The following is a 22,236-nucleotide window of genomic DNA, read 5'->3' as shown; positions in this document are numbered from 1 at the left end:
TACGAAGAGAAACGTGCTCGTCTCACAAGCGGACATGAAGATTATTCTTTGAAGCATTCTCACGATGTTCCATCGGCTTATTCGGAGAAGATGCTGTTTCTTCGAAACAGAGCTCTTCTGCGCCTTGAGAATTATGTATATGCATATTAAAAAAGACAATCCAATGGATTGTCTTTTATCTGCCTGGCAACGTCCTACTCTCACAGGGGGAAGCCCCAACTACCATCGGCGCAGAAGAGCTTAACGACCGTGTTCGGCATGGGAACGGGTGTGGCCTCTTCGCTATCGCCACCAGACTATTTATTGAACATCGGATTCTCCTTAGAGTATCTTCGTTCACATTTGAGAAATGGTTCTCTCAAAACTAGATAATGCGTCATAGAAACTCAAGAATATATTGGATAAGTCCTCGACCGATTAGTATCTGTCAGCTCCACGTGTCACCACGCTTCCACACCAGACCTATCAACCTCATCATCTCTAAGGGGTCTTACTGGATTAACTCCATGGGAAATCTCATCTTGAGGGGGCTTCATGCTTAGATGCTTTCAGCACTTATCCCGTCCACACGTAGCTACCCAGCTATGCTCCTGGCGGAACAACTGGTACACCAGCGGTGTGTCCATCCCGGTCCTCTCGTACTAAGGACAGCTCCTCTCAAATTTCCTACGCCCGCGACGGATAGGGACCGAACTGTCTCACGACGTTCTGAACCCAGCTCGCGTACCGCTTTAATGGGCGAACAGCCCAACCCTTGGGACCTACTTCAGCCCCAGGATGCGATGAGCCGACATCGAGGTGCCAAACCTCCCCGTCGATGTGGACTCTTGGGGGAGATAAGCCTGTTATCCCCAGGGTAGCTTTTATCCGTTGAGCGATGGCCCTTCCATGCGGAACCACCGGATCACTAAGCCCGACTTTCGTCCCTGCTCGACTTGTAGGTCTCGCAGTCAAGCTCCCTTTTGCCTTTGCACTCTACGAATGATTTCCAACCATTCTGAGGGAACCTTTGGGCGCCTCCGTTACTGTTTAGGAGGCGACCGCCCCAGTCAAACTGCCCACCTGACACTGTCCCTGAACCGGATCACGGCTCGAGGTTAGAATGTCAGCACAGTCAGGGTAGTATCCCACCGACGCCTCCACGTAAGCTGGCGCTCACGCTTCCAAGGCTCCTACCTATCCTGTACAAACTGTACCAACATCCAATATCAAGCTACAGTAAAGCTCCATGGGGTCTTTCCGTCCTGTCGCGGGTAACCTGCATCTTCACAGGTACTATAATTTCACCGGGTCTCTCGTTGAGACAGTATCCAAATCGTTACACCATTCGTGCGGGTCGGAACTTACCCGACAAGGAATTTCGCTACCTTAGGACCGTTATAGTTACGGCCGCCGTTTACTGGGGCTTCAATTCAGAGCTTCTCCCGTAAGGGATAACCCCTCCTCTTAACCTTCCAGCACCGGGCAGGTGTCAGCCCCTATACTTCGCCTTGCGGCTTCGCAGAGACCTGTGTTTTTGCTAAACAGTCGCTTGGATCTTTTCACTGCGGCTCTCTCGGGCTTGCACCCTAATAGAGCACCCCTTCTCCCGAAGTTACGGGGTCATTTTGCCGAGTTCCTTAACGAGAGTTCTCCCGAGCGTCTTAGAATTCTCTTCTCGCCTACCTGTGTCGGTTTGCGGTACGGGCACCTCTCACCTCGCTAGAGGCTTTTCTAGGCAGTGTAGGATCAGGAACTTCGGTACTAATATTTCCCTCGCCATCACAGCTCAGCCTTTATGGAAAGCGGATTTGCCTACTTTCCAGCCTAACTGCTTGGACGCGCATATCCATCAGCGCGCTTACCCTACCTTTCTGCGTCCCCCCATTGCTCAAACGGTGAGGAGGTGGTACAGGAATTTCAACCTGTTGTCCATCGCCTACGCCTTTCGGCCTCGGCTTAGGTCCCGACTGACCCTGAGCGGACGAGCCTTCCTCAGGAAACCTTGGGCTTTCGACGGAGGGGATTCTCACCCCTCACTCGCTACTCATACCGGCATTCTCACTTCTAAGCGCTCCACCAGTCCTCTCGGTCTGACTTCGCTGCACTTAGAACGCTCCCCTACCACTGACACCAGAAGGTGTCAATCCATAGCTTCGGTGATACGTTTAGCCCCGGTACATTTTCGGCGCAGAGTCACTCGACCAGTGAGCTATTACGCACTCTTTAAATGGTGGCTGCTTCTAAGCCAACATCCTGGTTGTCTGGGCAACTCCACATCCTTTTCCACTTAACGTATACTTTGGGACCTTAGCTGATGGTCTGGGCTGTTTCCCTCTTGACTACGGATCTTAGCACTCGCAGTCTGACTCCCGAGGATAAGTATTTGGCATTCGGAGTTTGACTGAATTCGGTAATCCTGTGGGGACCCCTAGTCCAATCAGTGCTCTACCTCCAATACTCTTCCCTCGAGGCTAGCCCTAAAGCTATTTCGGGGAGAACCAGCTATTTCCGAGTTCGATTGGCATTTCACCCCTACCCACACCTCATCCCCGCACTTTTCAACGTGCGTGGGTTCGGGCCTCCATTCAGTGTTACCTGAACTTCACCCTGGACATGGGTAGATCACACGGTTTCGGGTCTACGACCACGTACTAATGCGCCCTATTCAGACTCGCTTTCGCTGCGGCTCCGCCTATTCAGCTTAACCTTGCACGGGATCGTAACTCGCCGGTTCATTCTACAAAAGGCACGCTGTCACCCGTAAATGGGCTCCAACTAGTTGTAGGCACACGGTTTCAGGATCTCTTTCACTCCCCTTCCGGGGTGCTTTTCACCTTTCCCTCACGGTACTGGTTCACTATCGGTCACTAGGGAGTATTTAGCCTTGGGAGATGGTCCTCCCGGATTCCGACGGGGTTTCACGTGTCCCGCCGTACTCAGGATACGTCTCGGAGAGACGAACATTTCGGCTACAGGGCTGTTACCTTATACTGCGGATCTTTCCAGATCGCTTCACCTATGTTCGTCTTTTGTAACTCCGTATGAGACGTCCTACAACCCCAAGAGGCAAGCCTCTTGGTTTGGGCTGTTTCCGTTTCGCTCGCCGCTACTTGGGAAATCGCATTTGCTTTCTCTTCCTCTGGGTACTTAGATGTTTCAGTTCCCCAGGTCTGCCTCCTCATACCCTATGTATTCAGGTATGGGTACCATCCCATTACGGATGGTGGGTTCCCCCATTCGGATATCCTCGGATCAAAGCTTACTTACAGCTCCCCGAGGCGTTTCGCCGTTCGTCGCGTCCTTCTTAGGCTCCTAGTGCCAAGGCATCCACCGTGCGCCCTTTCTAACTTAACCATTTTGGCTGCAGATCTTCTTCGCATTTCTTCGTCAGCTTCGTGGATCTCAGTCATGTCACGTACGGGTGTACGTTCCATTCTTTCGACCACTCGCTTCCTCGAACTACTCGAAGCTCTTTGCCAAAAACGATCTATTTTGAAAAAGTCGTTTTTGAATTCTTGACATGCTCGTTTGATCTTCTCTTATAAATAAGATACCGATAAAACTAACATTGTTTCTATTTGCATTATCTAGTTTTCAAAGAACCAAAAGCCACTGATCTATTTGATATCAAATCAGTTTCTTCTATATAAATTGAGAGTGAATTCTCTCAAAACTGAACCAAAGCACAAGCGTCAAACAACCGAAGTTGTTCGTCGACTAGAGTATTACTCCATAGAAAGGAGGTGATCCAGCCGCACCTTCCGATACGGCTACCTTGTTACGACTTCACCCCAATCATCTGTCCCACCTTAGGCGGCTAGCTCCCAAAAGGGTTACTCCACCGACTTCGGGTGTTACAAACTCTCGTGGTGTGACGGGCGGTGTGTACAAGGCCCGGGAACGTATTCACCGCGGCATGCTGATCCGCGATTACTAGCAATTCCGGCTTCATGTAGGCGAGTTGCAGCCTACAATCCGAACTGAGAATGGCTTTATGAGATTGGCTCGACCTCGCGGTTTTGCTGCTCTTTGTACCATCCATTGTAGCACGTGTGTAGCCCAGGTCATAAGGGGCATGATGATTTGACGTCATCCCCACCTTCCTCCGGTTTGTCACCGGCAGTCACCTTAGAGTGCCCAACTAAATGCTGGCAACTAAGATCAAGGGTTGCGCTCGTTGCGGGACTTAACCCAACATCTCACGACACGAGCTGACGACAACCATGCACCACCTGTCACTTATGTCCCCGAAGGGAAATCCCTATCTCTAGGGAGGGCATAAGGATGTCAAGACCTGGTAAGGTTCTTCGCGTTGCTTCGAATTAAACCACATGCTCCACTGCTTGTGCGGGCCCCGTCAATTCCTTTGAGTTTCAACCTTGCGGTCGTACTCCCCAGGCGGAGTGCTTAATGTGTTAACTTCGGCACTAAGGGCATCGAAACCCCTAACACCTAGCACTCATCGTTTACGGCGTGGACTACCAGGGTATCTAATCCTGTTTGCTCCCCACGCTTTCGCGCCTCAGCGTCAGTTACAGACCAGAGAGTCGCCTTCGCCACTGGTGTTCCTCCACATATCTACGCATTTCACCGCTACACGTGGAATTCCACTCTCCTCTTCTGTACTCAAGTCTCCCAGTTTCCAATGACCCTCCACGGTTGAGCCGTGGGCTTTCACATCAGACTTAAAAGACCGCCTGCGCGCGCTTTACGCCCAATAATTCCGGACAACGCTTGCCACCTACGTATTACCGCGGCTGCTGGCACGTAGTTAGCCGTGGCTTTCTGGTTAGGTACCGTCAAGGTACCGCCCTATTCGAACGATACTTGTTCTTCCCTAACAACAGAGCTTTACGAACCGAAATCCTTCATCACTCACGCGGCGTTGCTCCGTCAGACTTTCGTCCATTGCGGAAGATTCCCTACTGCTGCCTCCCGTAGGAGTCTGGGCCGTGTCTCAGTCCCAGTGTGGCCGATCACCCTCTCAGGTCGGCTACGCATCGTCGCCTTGGTAAGCCATTACCTTACCAACTAGCTAATGCGCCGCGGGCCCATCCTGTAGTGATAGCCGGAGCCATCTTTTAGTCTAAGACCATGAGGTCTCAGATGTTATCCGGTATTAGCACCGATTTCTCGATGTTATCCCAGTCTACAGGGCAGGTTGCCCACGTGTTACTCACCCGTCCGCCGCTAACTGAATTAAGAGCAAGCTCTTAATTCAGTCCGCTCGACTTGCATGTATTAGGCACGCCGCCAGCGTTCGTCCTGAGCCAGGATCAAACTCTCCATAAAAATGTTTGATTTGTGCTCAAATCGTATCGCTAACGATACTTCGTTGTGATTTTTCTAAATCACTTAAAATTGACGAGAAAATCATGTTTTCTCTTTTCGCTTGGCTTTTGTTCAGTTTTCAAAGAACTCGTGTCACTCGTTAGCGACATTTACAATCTTAACATAACAACCAATTCTACGCAACTTATTTTTTAAGAAAGTTTTTCGCGAGTCGTTATGAAACAACAAGTCGTTAACTGCGACAAGTAATACTATACCACGATAAATAATTCTACGCAACAACTTTTTGAAATTCATTTTTTCGCGGCTAGATTTAATAATTTATCACAGTTTCCCAATACTAGCAACAACTATTCTACTTTTTATCCTTCTTAATAAAGATAACACCTTTTATTACCTACTTTCTCACCTAAAAAAGAGAACGAGACAACTAAAGTGTTTTATGAAAGTACGTGACAACCTTAGCGGAGGAAACATAAGTAGACTCCTGCTGGATTAAAAGGCAAGGGTGAGACGCCGCAGTGCGTTAGCACAAGGAGGCTCACCAGCCGTCCGCTAAAAAGCGAAGTATAATTCCGGAGCGGATGCTATGCACCGACCGTCATCCCGTTCGGATTTTCGTTAATTAGAACTCTTTTTTACAAAGCTGTTTTTATTATTTAAGCGCCTTGCTCACTTTTAGCTTCTTCCCTTTAATCGTTGTATTCTCCATCGCTTGTAATACTAATGATCCTTTTCCATTAAGAATATCGACATAGGTTAGAGTTTCCTGGATCGTTATAATGCCGATATCCTCTGCATTTACTCCAGGGATCTTGGCAATCGTTCCAACAAAATCTACCGCACGCAGTTTCTTCTTCTTTCCACCATTAAAGTGAAGCTTGATAATATCTTTATTGATACGCGCTGTTTTATTATTTTTGACGATGCGACGCGCGCCCATCTTTTCTTCAAAAGCAGCTCTACTGTTAGAAACCTCTTGCTTTTCTGGAGCTTCTAATACAGGAATGGTAAAGCCAATGTATTTCTCAATAGCTGTAAGATACTTTCCTTCATTCGGTGTGACAAACGTAATCGCTTTACCTTCATTGCCAGCCCGACCCGTTCTTCCTGTTCTGTGAACGTAGCTCTCTTTTTCGATCGGAACGTCATAGTTAATAACGAGAGTCACATTATCAATATCAATTCCTCTTGCCGCAACATCCGTCGCTACCAAATATCGAAATTCCCCGTGCCTGAACCCCTTCATTACAGCAAATCGATCTTCCTGCTCTAGTCCTCCATGCAGCCTCTCACATGAATAATCAGCTTCCTCAAGCTTAGAAAAGACGGTATCTACTTGTTCCTTCGTTCCACAGAAAATCATACAGCTATCCGGATTCTCCACAACCGTCACATCTTTTAATAGAGGGAATTTGTCCGATTCCATTACTTCGATTACCCCGTGTTCAATCGTACTTGTTGTCAATCCCGTTGTCTCCACTTCAACCTGGAACGGTTCGATCATGTATGCATGACACAAGCTCTCAACATCTTTAGGCAAGGTTGCCGAGAAGACCATCGTCACCCTATTAGAAGGAAGAGCTTTAATAATGGCTTCTACTTCATCAACAAATCCCATATTCAGCATTTCATCTGCTTCGTCTATCACCAAATACTTTATTTCGTCTAAATCGAGGGTTTCTCTTTCAATATGATCGATTACTCTTCCAGGTGTCCCGACAACGACGTGTGTTTTTTGCTTTAATTCCTCTTTTTGTTTCGCAAACGGTTCTTTCCCATAGACAGCCATCGCTTTAATGCGTTTAAACCTACCAATGTTCGTTAAATCCTCTCTTACTTGGACCGCGAGTTCTCGTGTAGGTGTAAGAACCAATGCTTGAGGCTTTTTTTCTTCCCATCCAATCATTTCACAAACGGGGATTCCATAGGCGGCAGTCTTTCCACTACCAGTTTGTGATTTTACGATAAGATCCTGATTGGCGATCGCCCTTGGAATTACTTCACCTTGAACCTCTGTTGGTGTGTCATATTTCATCACCTCAAGAGCTCTTTTTATTTCTTCACTTAACTGATAATCATCAAAATGTCGTTTACTCATATAGGTACCTCTTTATAATTTTAATTTTAGCTTGTCTCAAAGAAAATGGGATATACAACTTCGTCTTCCTAATAATCACATGATTTTCACCATAAAAAAAAGGACCCTTTACCAGAGTCCTTGTTTTTATTAGTATGCTTTGTTTACATTAACAGCTTGAAGACCACGTTGACCTTGCTCTGTTTCGAATGTAACTTTTTGACCTTCATCTAAAGATTTGAATCCTTCGCCTTGGATAGCTGAGAAATGTACGAATACATCGTCTCCACCTTCGATTTCAATAAAGCCAAATCCTTTTTCTGCGTTAAACCATTTTACTGTACCTTGTTGCATGTGTATATCTCCTTTTGTGGATCTTGTCCAAAATTTATTACTATTGTTGCTCAAGTTAGATATCAAAGGCGAAAAATTAAAATAATCATTCTTTCTTTAAATTCACACCGAACAAAAATAATTCTTCTTTAGATTAACAGAAAGATTCCAAATTAGCAAATCATTTTTGAAAATAGTTTTATCCAACTATGAAACTTTCTTATTCATCTAATAGAAAAAGCACCCGTTAGGATGCTATTTTACTACTTTTTAAAAATACCAAATTGTTTTCCTAGCGGTAGCACCACTTGACCAAAATGTGTATTCAAAACGATGGCTGCTGAGCCGTAGAATGATAACAAGGCAATACACATTTCCGCAATAGCTGCTAACATATGAGTTACATCATACATAATATTAAATGAACTTAATGCTAACCCAATAAATAATAGATCAATAAAAACAAAGATAAAAAACAGAACTTTATGTGTTTCCATTGCGCCGATTGTCATATAAAGACTAAAGATCAAGTAACCGATAAAAGCAAAACCTAACTGGCGCGGATCTCCTTGAGCAGCAAGTGCTTCACCAAAATAACCTAGTTGAATCAACCAAGTTGTACCGACTCCAAACCAAAATAACCCAAATGCTCCAAAAGCCGTCGTTCCAAAAATATTATTATGCTTCGCGTCTAAGTACGCAGCAAATAACTGAGCAATTCCCCCTAAGAAGAACGCCCAAGGTAATATGAGCGAAAGCCCTTCTGTTAATCCTAATTTCTGCGATGCTGCGACAAATGTCACCATCGCAAGTCCAAACAACCCTAACGCTGATGGATCTGCTGTCGTTATCTTCACCTGTGTCTGATTCTGAGTATCCATTTCTTCCTCCTAAATTAAACATACTAGAGTAATCTATAAGAAGTAAAAATGATTGTCAATAAACGTTTTTCTCTTATTTTCACAAGTAAGCGCTCTTTCGCTTGCACGGTATAGGAAAATAAAATTTTCTATAGAAAAGTCGTAAAATCCGCGTCACACTCCCATTAAAAGAATGTTTCGGAAATTTAAATCTCTCACATAGTTACCATCAAATAGACTATACTGAGAATACTTAAACTTTAATGTAAGAAAGGATCACTCATATGACTGAACAAAATAACCAATCGGAAACACCGAAAAAGAAAATTAGCCTTCAAGAAGCTGTGAAACAACAACTTGCTAACAAAAAGAAACAACAATCCTTTACCGGAAAACAAAAAGGGCACCTTCAATCAACTAAAAAAATGCAAAGCCAACAAACGAAGAAGATTAATAATCAAAAGAAACGAATGGGCGTTTAAAACAAAAAAGGGCGTCTCCAAAAGTTTTCACCTTTCAAGACGCCCTTTTAGCCTATTATCCTCTATTCTTTCGTTTCAATTCTAATTCATATACGTGAACTTTTTTTATGACCTCATCCACACTAACGTACTTCTGTAACTTCGAATAGATATGATCAATCATTCTTGGAGTTAATCGTTTCTCTCTACTATTTATGTCATCTCTAATCGTCTGAAGTAACTCGTTACGCTTCACTACTTTGACCCCTGGAGAACGTAGATTTATTGTTTTCAGCGTACAGCGCTCACTGAAAACAATATAGGATTTGTAGAGATCTTTGTCATTTACCCCTACCTTCGTTTGCAGGGCACGAATATGTCCTTCGTTCTGCCAAATCGGATTAAAAAAAGAGTATTTCTTTCTTTTCCCTAAGCTTTGAGTCCAATTTTTATTTTTCTCGTCCCCAAAGATCCAACCGCTATAATTTTTTGACTCAAATACATAAATCCCCGTTTCAGCAATTAAAACTAAATCAACTTCTGTTGTTAAACCATCTTTTTTTGGAATATATAAGTTCATCATAACTTTTTGATAACCCTCAAGTTTTTTTAACTGTTTAAAAGTTAAGTACTCCCCATAATTCCCTTTGTTAAGCAATGTCTGCCAAAACGGTGTTCCACCTGCCGCTTCATATCCAGATCGAATAAACGATATGTACTTAGGAATCACAACAATTGCTCCAATAAATAATACTAAAAATAGAAAATCCACTCTTTGCTCCTCTCTACAAACCTAATTAAATTCCAGTTGTTTTTTACTATATAATTAGTAAATAATACCACATTTTTAAGAGGATACGTTAACGCCTTCCTTCTCTTCCTCTAAAACGATTAAAGTCGTCCCTCTACTACTAGAAGTGGGACGCCCTTTATAAACCTATTAGGAAGATGCTAAAAAAGGTATATTCTTTACATATTTTATCTATCACCTAATTGCAATATAATAAAAGGAATCTAATAAAGGAAGGAGGCAAATGATATGGAAGAAAAGTTGGATCAACTATTACTAGAACTTCGAGACATGAAACAAAACATGGCTTCAAAGGATGAACTTCTCGATATAAAACAAGCGATGGCTACTAAAGAGGAACTTCTTGACATGAAACAGATGATGGTTACCAAAGAGGAATTTCACGAAGTCACAGAAAATATTGCTTTAATTTTAGAGAGGCTAGACGCTATTAGTAAGCAACTCACCGTTAACACAGAGCAACAAGTTAAAATTAATGATTTGTCTGAAAAAGTCCTTGAGCATGACCTCGATATTAAAGTGCTAAAAAAGATGCTGACAACTTAAGTCCCCTCTTATCACTTCGTTTTTCAAATTCCCTAAAAATAGAAAAGGCCTGCCCTTTTAGTAAAATCCTAACAATGAAGGGCAGGCAGCTGTAACCACAGCATTCATATGAACACAATCCATTAGCCTAGTTTAATCGAGCACTGTCCTAAAACCTCTTCCTTCCATAAAAGAGATAATTCGTCTCCATTTTTAATTTCTCCAACTCCCTCTGGCGTTCCTGTGAAGATAATATCTCCTTCCCCTAATCCAAAGTGAACGGATGTGAAGTCAATGATCGTTTGTAAATCAAAGATTAAATTTTTAATATTTCCTAGCTGTACTTGTTCTCCATTTTTCACTAATGCGAAATTGCCTTTTTTGCATTCTTCTTCGCCTGGGAAGTCGACAAATCGGCTTAATAGAGCTGAATTTGGGAATCCTTTAGCTAATAACCACGGATATGCTTTTTTCTTGAGCTCCGTTTGAACATCCCGTAGTGTAAAATCGATTCCGATCGCCATCTGATCCACGAGTTCATCGACCGTCATGCCTTTTTTATAAGATTTTCCGATTCGAACCACTAGCTCTACTTCATAGTGAACAGACCCGCGATCTCCTGGTAATAAGACCTCTTGGCCAGCAGCCTCTACTAATGCATGAGAGGGTTTCGAAAATAGAAATGGAGATGTAGGAACTTTATTGTTTAATTCCTTCGCATGTAATACATAGTTTCTTCCTACGCAATAAATGTTTTGAATGTTTGTCATTGCAATACCCCTTCAGCTATAATTTGCCTTCAAGTTACTAGAGAAATTACTCTGTAACTCGCCTTCAACCTACATTTATTAAAACCCTTATCCTGCCTATGAGTAAATAGGCAAAAAAAAATAAGTGAATGGCAAATGGTACATTTGCCACCCACTCTTAAGTAGAAACGATCGTTACTGAACAGCATCCAATAATTCTTGTACTAACTCTTCACCAATACTTGCAGAATATTTCTCATAGACTGGTTGAACTTGATCAAAAATCTTTTGCTGCGCTTCATCTGATAGTTCAATGATTGTCATGCCGTTCTCTTCTAAGAAGGTAAATGCTTCGATTTCTTCTTGTTGATTCAATTCACGTTGGTAATCTCTCGCTTCATCAGCAGCTTTTCTGACAATCTCTTGTTCTTCATCTGTAAGGGTATTCCAGAAAGTTTCACTAATCATAAACAAACTAGCATTGTAAATGTGACCTGTTTTCGTTAGATAATCTTGGACTTCATAGAACTTGGAAGTCGTTACATTTCCAGCCGGGTTTTCTTGGCCATCTACAACGCCTTGTTGTAATGCAGCAAACAATTCAGTGAAAGCCATCGGTGTAGGATTCGCTCCTAACTCACGCCACATATCAATATGAAGTTCATTTTCTAACGTACGAATTTTCAACCCTTTAATATCCTCTAAAGAAGCTACCTCTTTGCCGTTATTCGTTAAATGTCTAAAGCCATTTTCCCAATAGTTAAGACCGATAACGCCTTGTTCAGGCAAATCTCCTAATAAATCCTCTCCAATTGAACCATCTAGAATTTCATAAGCGACCTCTGTATTTGGGAATAAAAATGGCAAATCAAACATTTGGAATCGTGGAGCAAATTGCGCAACTGGACCTGTTGAAATCGTTGTCCCTTCAATTGTCCCAAATTGCAATCCCTCAAACACTTCACGATCTCCGCCTAGCTGACCATTAGGGAAAACTTCCACTTTGATCGAACCACCTGTTTCGCTTTCAACAATTTCTTGGAACTTGTATAACCCTTGTGTTAACGATCGCTCTTCCGGCGTAGCGACAGCTAATTTCATCTCTTTCACGCCTTCAGGCACTTCAACATCATTCGTTGCCGATGGCTCCGCGCTTTGACCGCCTCCGCACGCTGCTAACAATAACACACTACAAATTGAAACTGATGTAAGTAATTTCTTCAAATAAATGCACCCCTTTTAGATCGTTCTAATTTTCAACCAAACAAGATAGCGCTTTCATAATTGGATGAGAATATTTCTCTTGTAGCCCCTCCTTCACCATAATAGATCGATCTAATAAAAGTGTAACGATGTTAATGGATCGATCTAACATAACCTTATGAACATTCTACTTAAAAGTATGAAAAATGACAATACCTTTTATTGAAAATTACAAAAGTTTTTTATCCAATAAAGAACCGCTGTATTGATCAATGATCGACTACAGCGGTTTCTTGAAATACGAATCCCTACCTTATCATCGGGATTACCCATAAATAAAGTTGATAACCTAAATAGATTCCTAATATCCCTATAATTCCTGATAGAGCTGGTGGAGCTGGGATTGGTAGTTTGATTAAACCGAACACAAACCCGACAAGAGCTCCAGATAATAAGGCCAAAAATAATTGCAACATTTATTTTTCACCTACTTGATGTTTTTAAACCTCTGTACTTGCTCCGCAATTGCGGTCTCAGTCGGTAAACGCTCAACACTTGAAGCTCCGAAAAACCCAGAAACTCCATTTGTTTTACTTAATACGTAAGCTGCATCTTCAGGCTCTGAAATCGGACCACCATGACAGAGAACGATTATGTCTTCGTTAACGGCTTTACCCGCATCATGAATTTCTTGGACCAGTTTAACGGAGTCATCTAAGCTCATTGCCGTTTGTGCTCCAATTGCGCCTTTTGTCGTTAAGCCAACATGGGCAACAAGGATATCTGCTCCCGCTTCTGCCATTTTCCGAGCATCTTCTTTATTGAAAACATAAGGCGAAGTAACAAGTCCTAAATTATGGGCTTTTCTGATCATTTCAACTTCTAGGTCATAGCCCATTCCTGTTTCTTCGAGATTTTGACGAAATTGGCCATCACACAAACCGACTGTAGGGAAATTCTGTACTCCGGAAAAGCCCATCTCTTTTAATTGCTTTAAGAAAAGCTCCATATTTCGAAATGGGTCTGTTCCGCACACACCAGCTAGAACCGGTGTATCTTCAACAACTGTGAGTACTTCATTGCCCATTTCCACAACAATTTGATTGGCATCACCGTAAGGCATTAACCCAGCTAACGATCCGCGGCCAGCCATTCGATATCGACCTGAGTTATAAATAATGATTAGATCGATTCCGCCCATTTCTGCACTTTTAGCAGATAGTCCAGTTCCTGCTCCCCCGCCGATGATCGCACGGTTATTTCCAATGTTTTCTCGCAATCGTCTTAGCACTTCTTCTCTTGTTACTGTCATGCTTGAACCTCCTTTTTCATTAAATGCAGTAAATGATCAACAATTACATTCGCTACTGTCGGTTCATTAATGTCTTCTTCTACTTCAATAAATTGAACGTCAGGGTGAAGGTTTTCCTTTAGACTCGCATATAACGCTTCTCTTTCTAACACTCCCTCAAATGGCTGCCCATCTCGATCAAGAAGGGAGACGCCGCCTTTTGGAAAGACAACAACAGATGTTTTCGGAGCTTGGTTGATCTTTCGAGCGATGATTTCTCCTAGCTGACTATTTTCTTCTACTGTTGTTCTCATTAAGGTTGTCGTTGGGTTATGTTGATAAAAGATGCGGTCCTTAAATTGCTCTGGAACGGAATCACGCGGACCGAAGTTAACCATATCAAGGGCCCCTACTGAAATAACTTGAGGAATCTTTTTGGCTGCAGCACTTTCCAATCGTTGATCGCCTGCGCTAAACACTCCTCCGACCAATTGATCCGCAAACTCTGTCGTTGTAATGTCCGCAACGGCTTCAATGTAGCCATCTTGAATCAATGCTTCCATCGCATCTCCGCCAGTGCCCGTTGCATGAAACACTAACACATCATATCCTTCTTCCTCTAAGCGCTCCCTCGCTTTTGTAACACAAGGAGTCGTCACACCAAACATTGTCGCTGCAATCATCGGTTTCTTTTCCACATCAACTTTTATATCAGCACCTTGAACCATTCCAGCTAAGGCATTCGCTCCATTTTTTAAAATTTGTGCCGATAAGCTATTAATTCCAGCAATATCAACGACCGAATACATCATCATGATGTCTTTTTCACCGACGTATGGTCTTGTATTTCCAGATGCGACGGTTGAGACAATCAGCTTTGGAACACCAATCGGTGCTTCTTTCATCGCCGTAGCGGCAACAGTTGTTCCGGCCGTTCCTCCCATTCCAAAAATGGCAGCTACTTCATTTTGACCTACTAACTTCTGAACCTGTACTGCCGCCCCTTTGCCATCGTCGCCACTGCTAAGCCTCGATCCTGCTTTTTCCGCAGTTCCTCAAGCGTGACGCCGCCAGCTGCCGCAACTTCTTCATTGGTAATGTCAGCTTCACAAGTTGTTTCATAGATTCCTGTATTGATCAACAATGTCGAAACGCCGCTACTCGTTAGAATCGATTCTACATAACGGAATTCAGCTTCCTTTGTGTCTAACGAGCCAATGATCACAACTTTTTTATTCATAAGGGCCTCCTTACGCTCTGACTTTTAGAATTTTTTCAAAAAACTCTTTAGTTTGACGTACGACTTCCACTTCACCAATTTTGTCTTGTTGGTAGAAGGATGGATAATGTGTATCAATTGTCAAGATCGCTTGGGGGTCCCCTTCTGCAACCGCTTGTATAATCTCTTCATGTTCAAAATCATCTTGACCTGCAATCGCAAAGTTATTAAAACGACCATATGGAGATTCGTCGGTAATTGAATTAATTTCTCTTGAAGCCCCTTTTAAATGAATGGATGCAACATGGCCTTTAATAGCTTGATAGGCTTGAATCGTAGGATATTCCCCGCTTCTCCAACCATTGACGATGTCCCAGTTCAACTTTAAATTTGGATGCTGCGTTTTTTTCATTAGCACGCCAAGCTCTTGGCAATTATTCGCCAAAGTCGGTGGTTCATTCTCAACTAAAAGAACTTTCCCACGCTTCTTTGCATGCTTAGCATGTCTAAGGAGCACATCCGCATTATGTGTATATTCTTGTTCCTTTTCCTCAGTTGATAATGCATCAAACCCTTCTCTCCGGTGCAATGGGTAAATCCTGACGTTTGGAGCATGAAAGGCATCTGCTAAATCAAACAAACGGTCTAACTGTTCGGTCATTTCTAAGTGATGACGATCATCGTAGTTGTCGTATTTCGGAGGTCCAGAGAAGGTACATGAATTAACAGCCCACGAACTTAATGTCGCGACTTTCAAACCATAACTCTCGACCACTTCCCGCAATGCCTTTGCTTTATCGACTGAAATCGTATCAACGGTATCGCCGTCTAGCTTAGCTCTCAGTTCGACAAAATCAAAACCGAGTCTCTTCGCTTGCGAGATCGCCTCTTCAAACGATTCCTCCCCGAGCATATCGGTCACAACGCTAAATTTCATAACAAGCCCTCCTTCGCCAATCTCTTATAGTTCAATCCATTTGCCAGCTCGATTATTTTTGTAAGCTTCAAAGATCTTCGTTAAGTGCCAAGCATCTCGAAGCGTTGCACGTTCAACAGGCTCATTGTTTAAGACAGCATTAGCAAAATGGTTGACACTTTGCACCATGCCTTGAGTAAATAGATTTTTATTGTGGAGTTGACCTAATGAGAATTCGGGTTCCCAATGGATCGGCCCATTTGTCGGGTCATCGCCGATAAACGATGGCGCTTTGCCGTAGTCTCCACTTCCTTTTTTCCCTTGATAGTACGCGAGTCTAATGGCGTTATCGATAACGACATTTTGCTGATTGCCGACAATTTCATAACGCTCGTTTGGACTCGTTTCCGATTGTGTTGACGGCAAATGCAAACTACCAATTGCCCCTGATTTAAAAGTTAAGAGTGTCTGCACATTGCCACTTGGTTGATGTTCAATGAAGCACATTTCTTTCACATCACCCATTAAGTAATGCATCCCTGACATTGGGTGGCAAATGTCTAAGAACCAATGCAACCCTGTCCGTTCACCAAGCTCATCTTGAAACGGCGTGAGCGTCAGTGGGTACCGACCTGTCATGGACACCGCAGAACCAAATTTCTCATCTTCAATGATTTTCTTCGCTCCAACAAAGGAAGGATAGAAATAACGCTTATTTGATACGAGAATTTGTACTCCGGCCTTTTCTTGTAACTCTAGTAACTGTTCTGCCTCTTGGGCCGTGTAGGAAATCGGCTTTTCAACCCAAACCGGAAGACCGGCATTGATAATGTCTGGTAAAATTTTCGGATAAAGCGGACGACCATTCCGGTCAAAATTCAAGACGATGAACACCGCATCCAAATCTTCTTTTTTGATCATCTCCATGTAGTCGGTATACGCTTTTTTCGCTCCGAATCGATTGCGGTAAATCTCCGCCCTTTCCATGTCTAAGTCGCAAACAGCGACTAGATCAACTGGGGCATAGTCAAATGTTGGGTAAACATTTCGAAACGAGTGAGCCCCACACCCTATAAATCCTACCTTAATCTTATTGGAATACTCATAATTAAATTTGATTGGTTCCAACTGTACTCCTCCTTTTATCTCATTCTCATTCTCCAATTGTTTGTCTATCAGGGGCTGAGTAAGCGATAATCATGCGACAAGGCTCCCAGCTCGTTACGGTTGCATTATGTGGAACATTTCTCGGGATTCTAAGCATCATCCCTGGCTTTAAGTGATAGGTTTCATCTCCAAGAGTGTGATCACACTCTCCGGATAACACGAAGATAATCTCTTCACAGTTTGGATGAATATGTCTAGGATTGGAGTCACCGGCATTAATGAAAACCATCCCAAATGTCATTTCACTCTCTGGGTCGATATCTTGACCGCATAGCCACTGAATGCCTCCCCATTCCATTGGAAGTAGATGTTTCTCAGCATTTAAGTCCGTAATAGTAGCTTGCATTTGTTTTGCCATATGAATCTCCTCATTTCTTTACTAAAGTTTAAATATAACTTTTCCTATACAACGAAAACTTTGGTAGCGCTTACTGAAATTGCATTGAAAAGTTTTATTGGTTCTAATTTTATACGCTCACACGTTTTAAACAAGGTGGCATTTCAATGGGAAAAGTGGGTAAAAAGTAGATTCTCTCTCCCCCTATTTCTACGTGTTATTTACTAGCTCCACTCGACATTCCATCTACAAATGAACGTTGGAAAATTAAATAGACGATAATACTAGGAACCATACTAATGACCGTTCCCCGAAAATTAAAGCATAGTTTGTCGCCATTTCACCTTGGAAGGAATACAAACCTAATGAAATCGTATATTTTTGTTGTGACATCAAAAGCACGAGCGGCAACAAGAAGTCATTCCAGATGTTCATAAAGGTGAAGATCAATAAGGCAACGACGCCTGGCTTCGCAAGCGGAAGCATGATCTTCCAGTACGTCTTCCATTCTCCTGCACCATCAATCATTGCTGATTCACGTAATTCTTTCGGGACATCTCGAAACGTGTTTCGCATTAAGAAAATCGAAAAAGGCAAAGCCAATCCAGCTGAGACGAGAGTAAGTCCTGTTAACGTATCTACTAAACCCATGCCTCGTAAATGATAGAAAATAGGAATGATAATCGCTTGAACAGGCAGTGCCATTCCTAGCAATATTAAATAAAACACCAAATTGTTCCCGCGAAACGATAATTGCGCAAATGCATAGCCAGCCGGGCAAGCAACAAGTGCGACCAACGCCATGCCTCCAATCGTCACAAACGCACTATTGAAGAAATACTGTTGGAAATTCCCTACATGCCAGGCACTTATAATGTTGTCAAAGCTCCACGTCTGTGGAAGAGCAAACGGACTCGAGAAAATTTCCATATTGGTTTTAAAACTAGCTAAGACTGCGTAAATGATTGGAGCAATCATGAAGAGCAACAGAACAGATAGAGATAGGATCAATGCTCTTTGTCCAGAGATTTGTTTCTTTGCTAGGTTGGCCATTTTTACTCAGTCCTTTCGCGGTAGTAGTTAAAGGCAATTGTAAAGGTGATAATGATAATGCCGAGTACCACACTTTGCGCTGCAGCATAGCTAACTTGGTTCATGCTGAAGGCACTTTTGTACACATACGTCGAAACAACTTCACTCATATAGAACGGTCCACCTTGAGTCATAATCCAAATAAGAGCGAACCCTTTTAATGCATGAATAATGACCATACTAACGACGACATTCATCGTATTTCGTAAGCTAGGAACGGTAATGTACCAGAATTTCCGAATCGGACCCGCGCCATCAATATCGGCCGCTTCATACATTTGCGGATCAATGCTTTGCAACCCTGCTAAAAATAGAATCATATACAAACCGTAGAACGCCCAAGTACTGGCAATTACCAATGCCGGTATGACTAGAAATGGTTCGCCTAACCAGTTACGTGCAAGAAAATCCATTCCAATCGCTCGTAAAAAGGTATTAATCGGTCCCATCGTTGGATCATAGATTTTGGACCACAACACACCGACAACAGCTAATGAGAGTACACTTGGCAAATAGAAAGCAGCTCGGAAAAACATTCGACCCTTTCTCACTTTACTAATCAACACCGCTAATACTAGTGTTGGTAGCACCATTAACACCAAGCTGAGCACAACCCACAACAAGTTATGACCTAGTGATCGTAGAAACAATGAATCTTGTGTAAGAGCCGCATAGTTTTCTAGCCCGACGAAGTTCATCGACGATGATGCCCCGTTCCAATCAAACAAACTATACCGAACAGCATCTAGCATCGGATAAAGCATGAAGACAAAGTATAAAAGCAGTGCTGGTGCCAAAAAGGAAAAGATCACGATTTTCTTCTTAAACGCATTCATCTTTTTCGTTGCTACCTTCTGTTGCGCCGGCTGGGCGGCTACATTAACAGGTACACTCATTTTTTTCTCCCTCCCATTACTTCAACTAATTTGTACATCCAAATCCCCGTAGATTCCGCTTCTATCCCCTTCTCTCCTCCCGAAACCAAATTCTTAAAATTCTGAATTTGTTGATCCTGGCTTTAGCTTACTCGTTCTTTCCTTAAATAAAAAGGAGGCATTTCCTTAAAGAAAGTGGGCAAAAACAAGATTCTATTCCCGCAAATTTTTGATGCAGGAATAGCGGTGATGAAGCCATCACCGCTAAAGAACCATACCCGTTTAAAAAGAACAAGAAGACATGATTACCTGTTTAGTTGGAACCCATTTTCCTTATCTTTTTGTGCTCCTTCCTCAATGTTATTCATCGCCTCTTGAGCAGAAATCAAACCGCCTACTAACCCTTGAAGATTTTGGAAATAACTTTCCCCTGTTTCCACTCCTATAAAGACACTCGGATTATAACCAGAGCCGTCTTCTACATCTACTGCTGCCGACTTTAAGACATCTCCAGCTGGCTCTGCTTCAACTGCTGCCGTAGACGCTAGAATAAAGTTGTAATCAGGATAGCTGTACACTACTTCTGCATAGTCTGAAGAAAGAATGAACTCAAGCCATGCTTCAGCAGCCTCTGGGTTTTTCGCGTCTGTTGGAATGACCCATGATTGACCAATTCCACCAGTCGGTCTAGCTGTTTTGCCATCTAAGAAAGAAGGCATCATGAAGAATCCTACACTGTCTTGTAAGTTCTCTTGCGCAAGATCCGTGATCAAATACGTTCCACCTGTATAGATCGCCGCTTGCTTATTTAAGAATTTGAACTTTGAATCTGCTTCTGTTAGCGTTACAGCTTCTTGCGGAATGAACCCAGTCTCCACCCACTCTACTAACGTTTCTGCTACTTTAACAATTTCAGGATCATTCCAGCTTCCATCGCCGTAAAGAATTTCTTCCAGTTTCTCCGTACCAGCCATTGCCTCAATCATCACGCCAAACAACCAACCAATTGCATAGCCATTTCGAGCTCCTACTGTAATCGGGTCAACTCCATCTACCGCTGCTAATTGCTCTAGCATTTCAATATACTTTTCCGGTGTCTCAGGCACTTCAACTCCATGCTCTTCAAAGACATCAATATTATAGAAGTGAGCAATCGCATCAATCATATGTGGCAATTCGTAAATATGCTCATTTCCGGAAATCAATTGATAAGCAAACGGACGAATCGCATCTTGCCAATCATTTTTATCATACAGGTCATCTAAGGAGCGAATTAATTCCGCATCAGATAATAGAGAGATCCGGCTCGGGCCTGCATTCATTAAAATCGCATCAGGTGTATTCACCTTTGATTGCAGTAGGGCCGTTAAACTACCAGATTCAACACGAACATCCCCATTCTCCACGTTCACATCGATCTCTGGATTCAACTCTGTGAATCTCTCAATCACGCGTGCCCATTGCTCTCTTTCCACTTCGTTATAATAGTTCGGAATCAAGAGTTTTAACGTTTGCTCCCCACTCTCCCCCTCTTGTTGCTGCGCTTCACCTGCACTTTGCTCATTCGATTCATTTTGCCCACTAGGACTTGCCGCCGGCGATTGACATCCAGCTGTAAGCGCTACCATAAATAGCAAAAAGAGAAAAATACCTACTACTTTCCAATCATTTCGATCCATTAGATGTACCCCCTTTAAAATTTCAAAACATACCATTCTTCGACCCTTGAAGGTTAGTATATTTGTTAAGACTAATCATAAATGTTATATTGCTCAAAAAAAAGGGGGCGTTTCTTTTAAAAAAGTGGGCAAAAAGACGAAGTACTCTTCCAACCTCTAAATGCTGTTGACTTTATTCTTCATTACTTATACTCTATTTCTAACGCTAGTTAAGACCATTGCCTCTTATATAAGAAAGGAGCCTACTAACCCACCGGTCGCTTGCCGATCTAAAAAAAGTTATTAGTTTAAAATAACAATGCTTCTCGACACCTTTTTTGCACGACTACATAACAGATGTAGCTTTCTGAAGAAACTTATTGGTACTATGTGATAAAACGACTAAAACAAACACGTCGTTCAAAAAACTACCATTTATTGTAAGCGATTACAAAGTTCCGTTTCGAGGTGACCTTATGAAGTTTTTTCACTCATTGTTTTTTAAATTATTACTATGTCTTCTATTAATCTCCATCGTACCAATCAGCGTTGTCGGAGGGATCACCTACCACAAGGCAACAAAGAACATGAAAGAAAACGTTCACTTTCATGCTAGTTCCATCCTCGATCAAAAAGTAAATGCACTCGAAAACTTGTATAATGAGCTCGACCGCTTAAGCCAAGGAATTATCCATAATAGTTTATTTACAAGATTTAGCGAAAATACGCACCTTCGCACCCACCAACAACTGTATATCGAACTCGATAAATTACTAATTAGCATTGAAAATATCTTTCCTGATTTCAAAGGCATTACCCTTATTAATCAACATGGCTTCATTTATCATTACGGATATTCCTTTAATCAAGAGTTCACGTCAACAGACTTCTATGAGAACAACTGGTTCAAGCTAGACTCTCATCCTTACATAACAGCGCCACACCTAAGAGATTACAGCAATTACAATACCGACATACCTGTCTATTCCTTTATTAACGAAGCATGGGATGACAAGCTGCGTACAAAAAGCACCATCATCATTGATTTTCCAGAAGAAGTCGTCGGCCAATTCTTAAATGACTATAAAGGCCCTGAAGTAGTAGCTGGAACATTTATTTATAGTGAGGAAGATTATATTCTCCCCCTCCTTCACGACTAGATTTTGAACATGACCAAGTCAAGGATCACCGTTCTAATTCAATTATAACGAACGAAGCGGGCGAACAATTTCTCATATACAAGAAAGCTTTTCCGCTAACGAATTGGAACGTCGTCGAATATTTTGAAGTCGATCATTTATATCAAACGATTGCCGATACAAAGAAAATATCGCTCTTTTCGATTGTGATCAGCATCTTTGTTTGCATTTTCGCATCCCTTTTCA

17 protein-coding genes, 3 rRNA genes and 1 pseudogene are annotated in these 22,236 nt (G+C 42.5%); 3 read left to right on the top strand and 18 right to left on the bottom strand.

The window, feature by feature from the left end:
- Positions 1-181 precede the first annotated feature (181 nt).
- From rrf to BkAM31D_RS09130, 6 genes are all read right to left on the bottom strand, one after another.
- Positions 182-296: ribosomal RNA gene (rrf, locus tag BkAM31D_RS09155) — 5S ribosomal RNA — on the bottom strand.
- A 101-nt stretch (positions 297-397) separates the two neighbouring features.
- A 23S ribosomal RNA gene (locus tag BkAM31D_RS09150) occupies positions 398-3,336 on the bottom strand.
- A 382-nt stretch (positions 3,337-3,718) separates the two neighbouring features.
- Positions 3,719-5,274, bottom strand: a 16S ribosomal RNA gene (locus BkAM31D_RS09145).
- The 16S, 23S and 5S rRNA genes sit together here, the layout of an rRNA operon.
- A gap of 655 nt (positions 5,275-5,929) precedes the next feature.
- Positions 5,930-7,375: a DEAD/DEAH box helicase gene (locus BkAM31D_RS09140; protein WP_066160350.1), complete on the bottom strand. Its 1,446-nt coding sequence runs from the start codon at positions 7,373-7,375 to the stop codon at positions 5,930-5,932.
- A 129-nt stretch (positions 7,376-7,504) separates the two neighbouring features.
- On the bottom strand, positions 7,505-7,708 hold the full coding sequence (locus tag BkAM31D_RS09135; protein ID WP_066160345.1) for a cold-shock protein: 204 nt from the start codon (positions 7,706-7,708) through the stop codon (positions 7,505-7,507).
- A gap of 242 nt (positions 7,709-7,950) precedes the next feature.
- Positions 7,951-8,568 (bottom strand): acetate uptake transporter, encoded by a 618-nt coding sequence (locus BkAM31D_RS09130; protein ID WP_066160343.1) that lies wholly within the window; start codon positions 8,566-8,568, stop codon positions 7,951-7,953.
- A 263-nt stretch (positions 8,569-8,831) separates the two neighbouring features.
- On the opposite strand from BkAM31D_RS09130, the gene BkAM31D_RS09125 reads away from it, so the two are divergent.
- A complete protein-coding gene (locus BkAM31D_RS09125; RefSeq protein ID WP_066160340.1) occupies positions 8,832-9,029 on the top strand; it encodes a hypothetical protein in 198 nt (65 codons plus the stop codon).
- A 55-nt stretch (positions 9,030-9,084) separates the two neighbouring features.
- Here the strand turns inward: BkAM31D_RS09125 and BkAM31D_RS09120 are convergent, their stop codons facing one another.
- Positions 9,085-9,780: a nuclease-related domain-containing protein gene (locus tag BkAM31D_RS09120; protein ID WP_066160337.1), complete on the bottom strand. Its 696-nt coding sequence runs from the start codon at positions 9,778-9,780 to the stop codon at positions 9,085-9,087.
- Between the two features lie 267 nt (positions 9,781-10,047).
- On the opposite strand from BkAM31D_RS09120, the gene BkAM31D_RS09115 reads away from it, so the two are divergent.
- Entirely contained in the window at positions 10,048-10,365 is a 318-nt protein-coding gene (locus BkAM31D_RS09115) for a hypothetical protein (protein ID WP_066160334.1), read from the top strand.
- 122 nt (positions 10,366-10,487) lie between these two features.
- Here BkAM31D_RS09115 and BkAM31D_RS09110 read toward each other — a convergent pair whose 3' ends face one another.
- The 11 genes and pseudogenes from BkAM31D_RS09110 to BkAM31D_RS09060 all read right to left on the bottom strand — a co-directional run bounded on the left by BkAM31D_RS09110 (position 10,488) and on the right by BkAM31D_RS09060 (position 20,872).
- Positions 10,488-11,114, bottom strand: a complete 627-nt coding sequence (locus tag BkAM31D_RS09110; RefSeq protein WP_066160332.1) for a fumarylacetoacetate hydrolase family protein — start codon at positions 11,112-11,114, stop codon at positions 10,488-10,490.
- A 174-nt stretch (positions 11,115-11,288) separates the two neighbouring features.
- The gene (locus BkAM31D_RS09105) at positions 11,289-12,317 is read right to left on the bottom strand and encodes a TRAP transporter substrate-binding protein (protein WP_066160329.1); all 1,029 of its coding nucleotides are present in this window, start codon (positions 12,315-12,317) and stop codon (positions 11,289-11,291) included.
- Positions 12,318-12,604: 287 nt separating this feature from the next.
- On the bottom strand, positions 12,605-12,772 hold the full coding sequence (locus BkAM31D_RS09100; protein WP_066160327.1) for a XapX domain-containing protein: 168 nt from the start codon (positions 12,770-12,772) through the stop codon (positions 12,605-12,607).
- Between the two features lie 11 nt (positions 12,773-12,783).
- Entirely contained in the window at positions 12,784-13,608 is an 825-nt protein-coding gene (locus BkAM31D_RS09095) for a phosphoenolpyruvate hydrolase family protein (RefSeq protein WP_066160324.1), read from the bottom strand.
- Positions 13,605-14,827 (bottom strand): annotated as a pseudogene (locus BkAM31D_RS09090) (Tm-1-like ATP-binding domain-containing protein). The gene BkAM31D_RS09095 and the pseudogene BkAM31D_RS09090 overlap by 4 nt, the downstream one beginning before the upstream one ends.
- A 10-nt stretch (positions 14,828-14,837) precedes the next feature.
- Entirely contained in the window at positions 14,838-15,743 is a 906-nt protein-coding gene (locus BkAM31D_RS09085; protein ID WP_066160314.1) for a sugar phosphate isomerase/epimerase family protein, read from the bottom strand.
- A gap of 24 nt (positions 15,744-15,767) precedes the next feature.
- Positions 15,768-16,850: a Gfo/Idh/MocA family protein gene (locus BkAM31D_RS09080; RefSeq protein WP_066160309.1), complete on the bottom strand. Its 1,083-nt coding sequence runs from the start codon at positions 16,848-16,850 to the stop codon at positions 15,768-15,770.
- A 25-nt stretch (positions 16,851-16,875) separates the two neighbouring features.
- Entirely contained in the window at positions 16,876-17,247 is a 372-nt protein-coding gene (locus BkAM31D_RS09075; protein ID WP_235820564.1) for a cupin domain-containing protein, read from the bottom strand.
- Positions 17,248-17,493: 246 nt separating this feature from the next.
- A complete protein-coding gene (locus BkAM31D_RS09070) occupies positions 17,494-18,279 on the bottom strand; it encodes a carbohydrate ABC transporter permease (protein WP_085449778.1) in 786 nt (261 codons plus the stop codon).
- Positions 18,280-18,281: 2 nt separating this feature from the next.
- Positions 18,282-19,214 carry a carbohydrate ABC transporter permease gene (locus BkAM31D_RS09065; protein ID WP_066160299.1) on the bottom strand — a complete coding sequence of 311 codons (933 nt, stop codon included), beginning with the start codon at positions 19,212-19,214 and terminating at the stop codon, positions 18,282-18,284.
- 284 nt (positions 19,215-19,498) lie between these two features.
- Complete coding sequence (locus tag BkAM31D_RS09060; RefSeq protein WP_066160297.1) at positions 19,499-20,872, bottom strand: ABC transporter substrate-binding protein; 1,374 nt, start codon at positions 20,870-20,872, stop codon at positions 19,499-19,501.
- A gap of 455 nt (positions 20,873-21,327) precedes the next feature.
- Between BkAM31D_RS09060 and BkAM31D_RS09055 the strand changes: the two genes are divergently transcribed.
- Entirely contained in the window at positions 21,328-22,011 is a 684-nt protein-coding gene (locus BkAM31D_RS09055; protein WP_085449776.1) for a cache domain-containing protein, read from the top strand.
- Positions 22,012-22,236: the final 225 nt, after the last annotated feature.

Origin of the sequence: Halalkalibacter krulwichiae (assembly GCF_002109385.1) — a bacterium.
GTDB classification, from domain to species: Bacteria; Bacillota; Bacilli; order Bacillales; family Bacillaceae_D; genus Halalkalibacter; species Halalkalibacter krulwichiae.
Note: the sequence above shows the minus strand (reverse complement) of the source record. Positions and strands in the feature narration are given on the sequence as shown.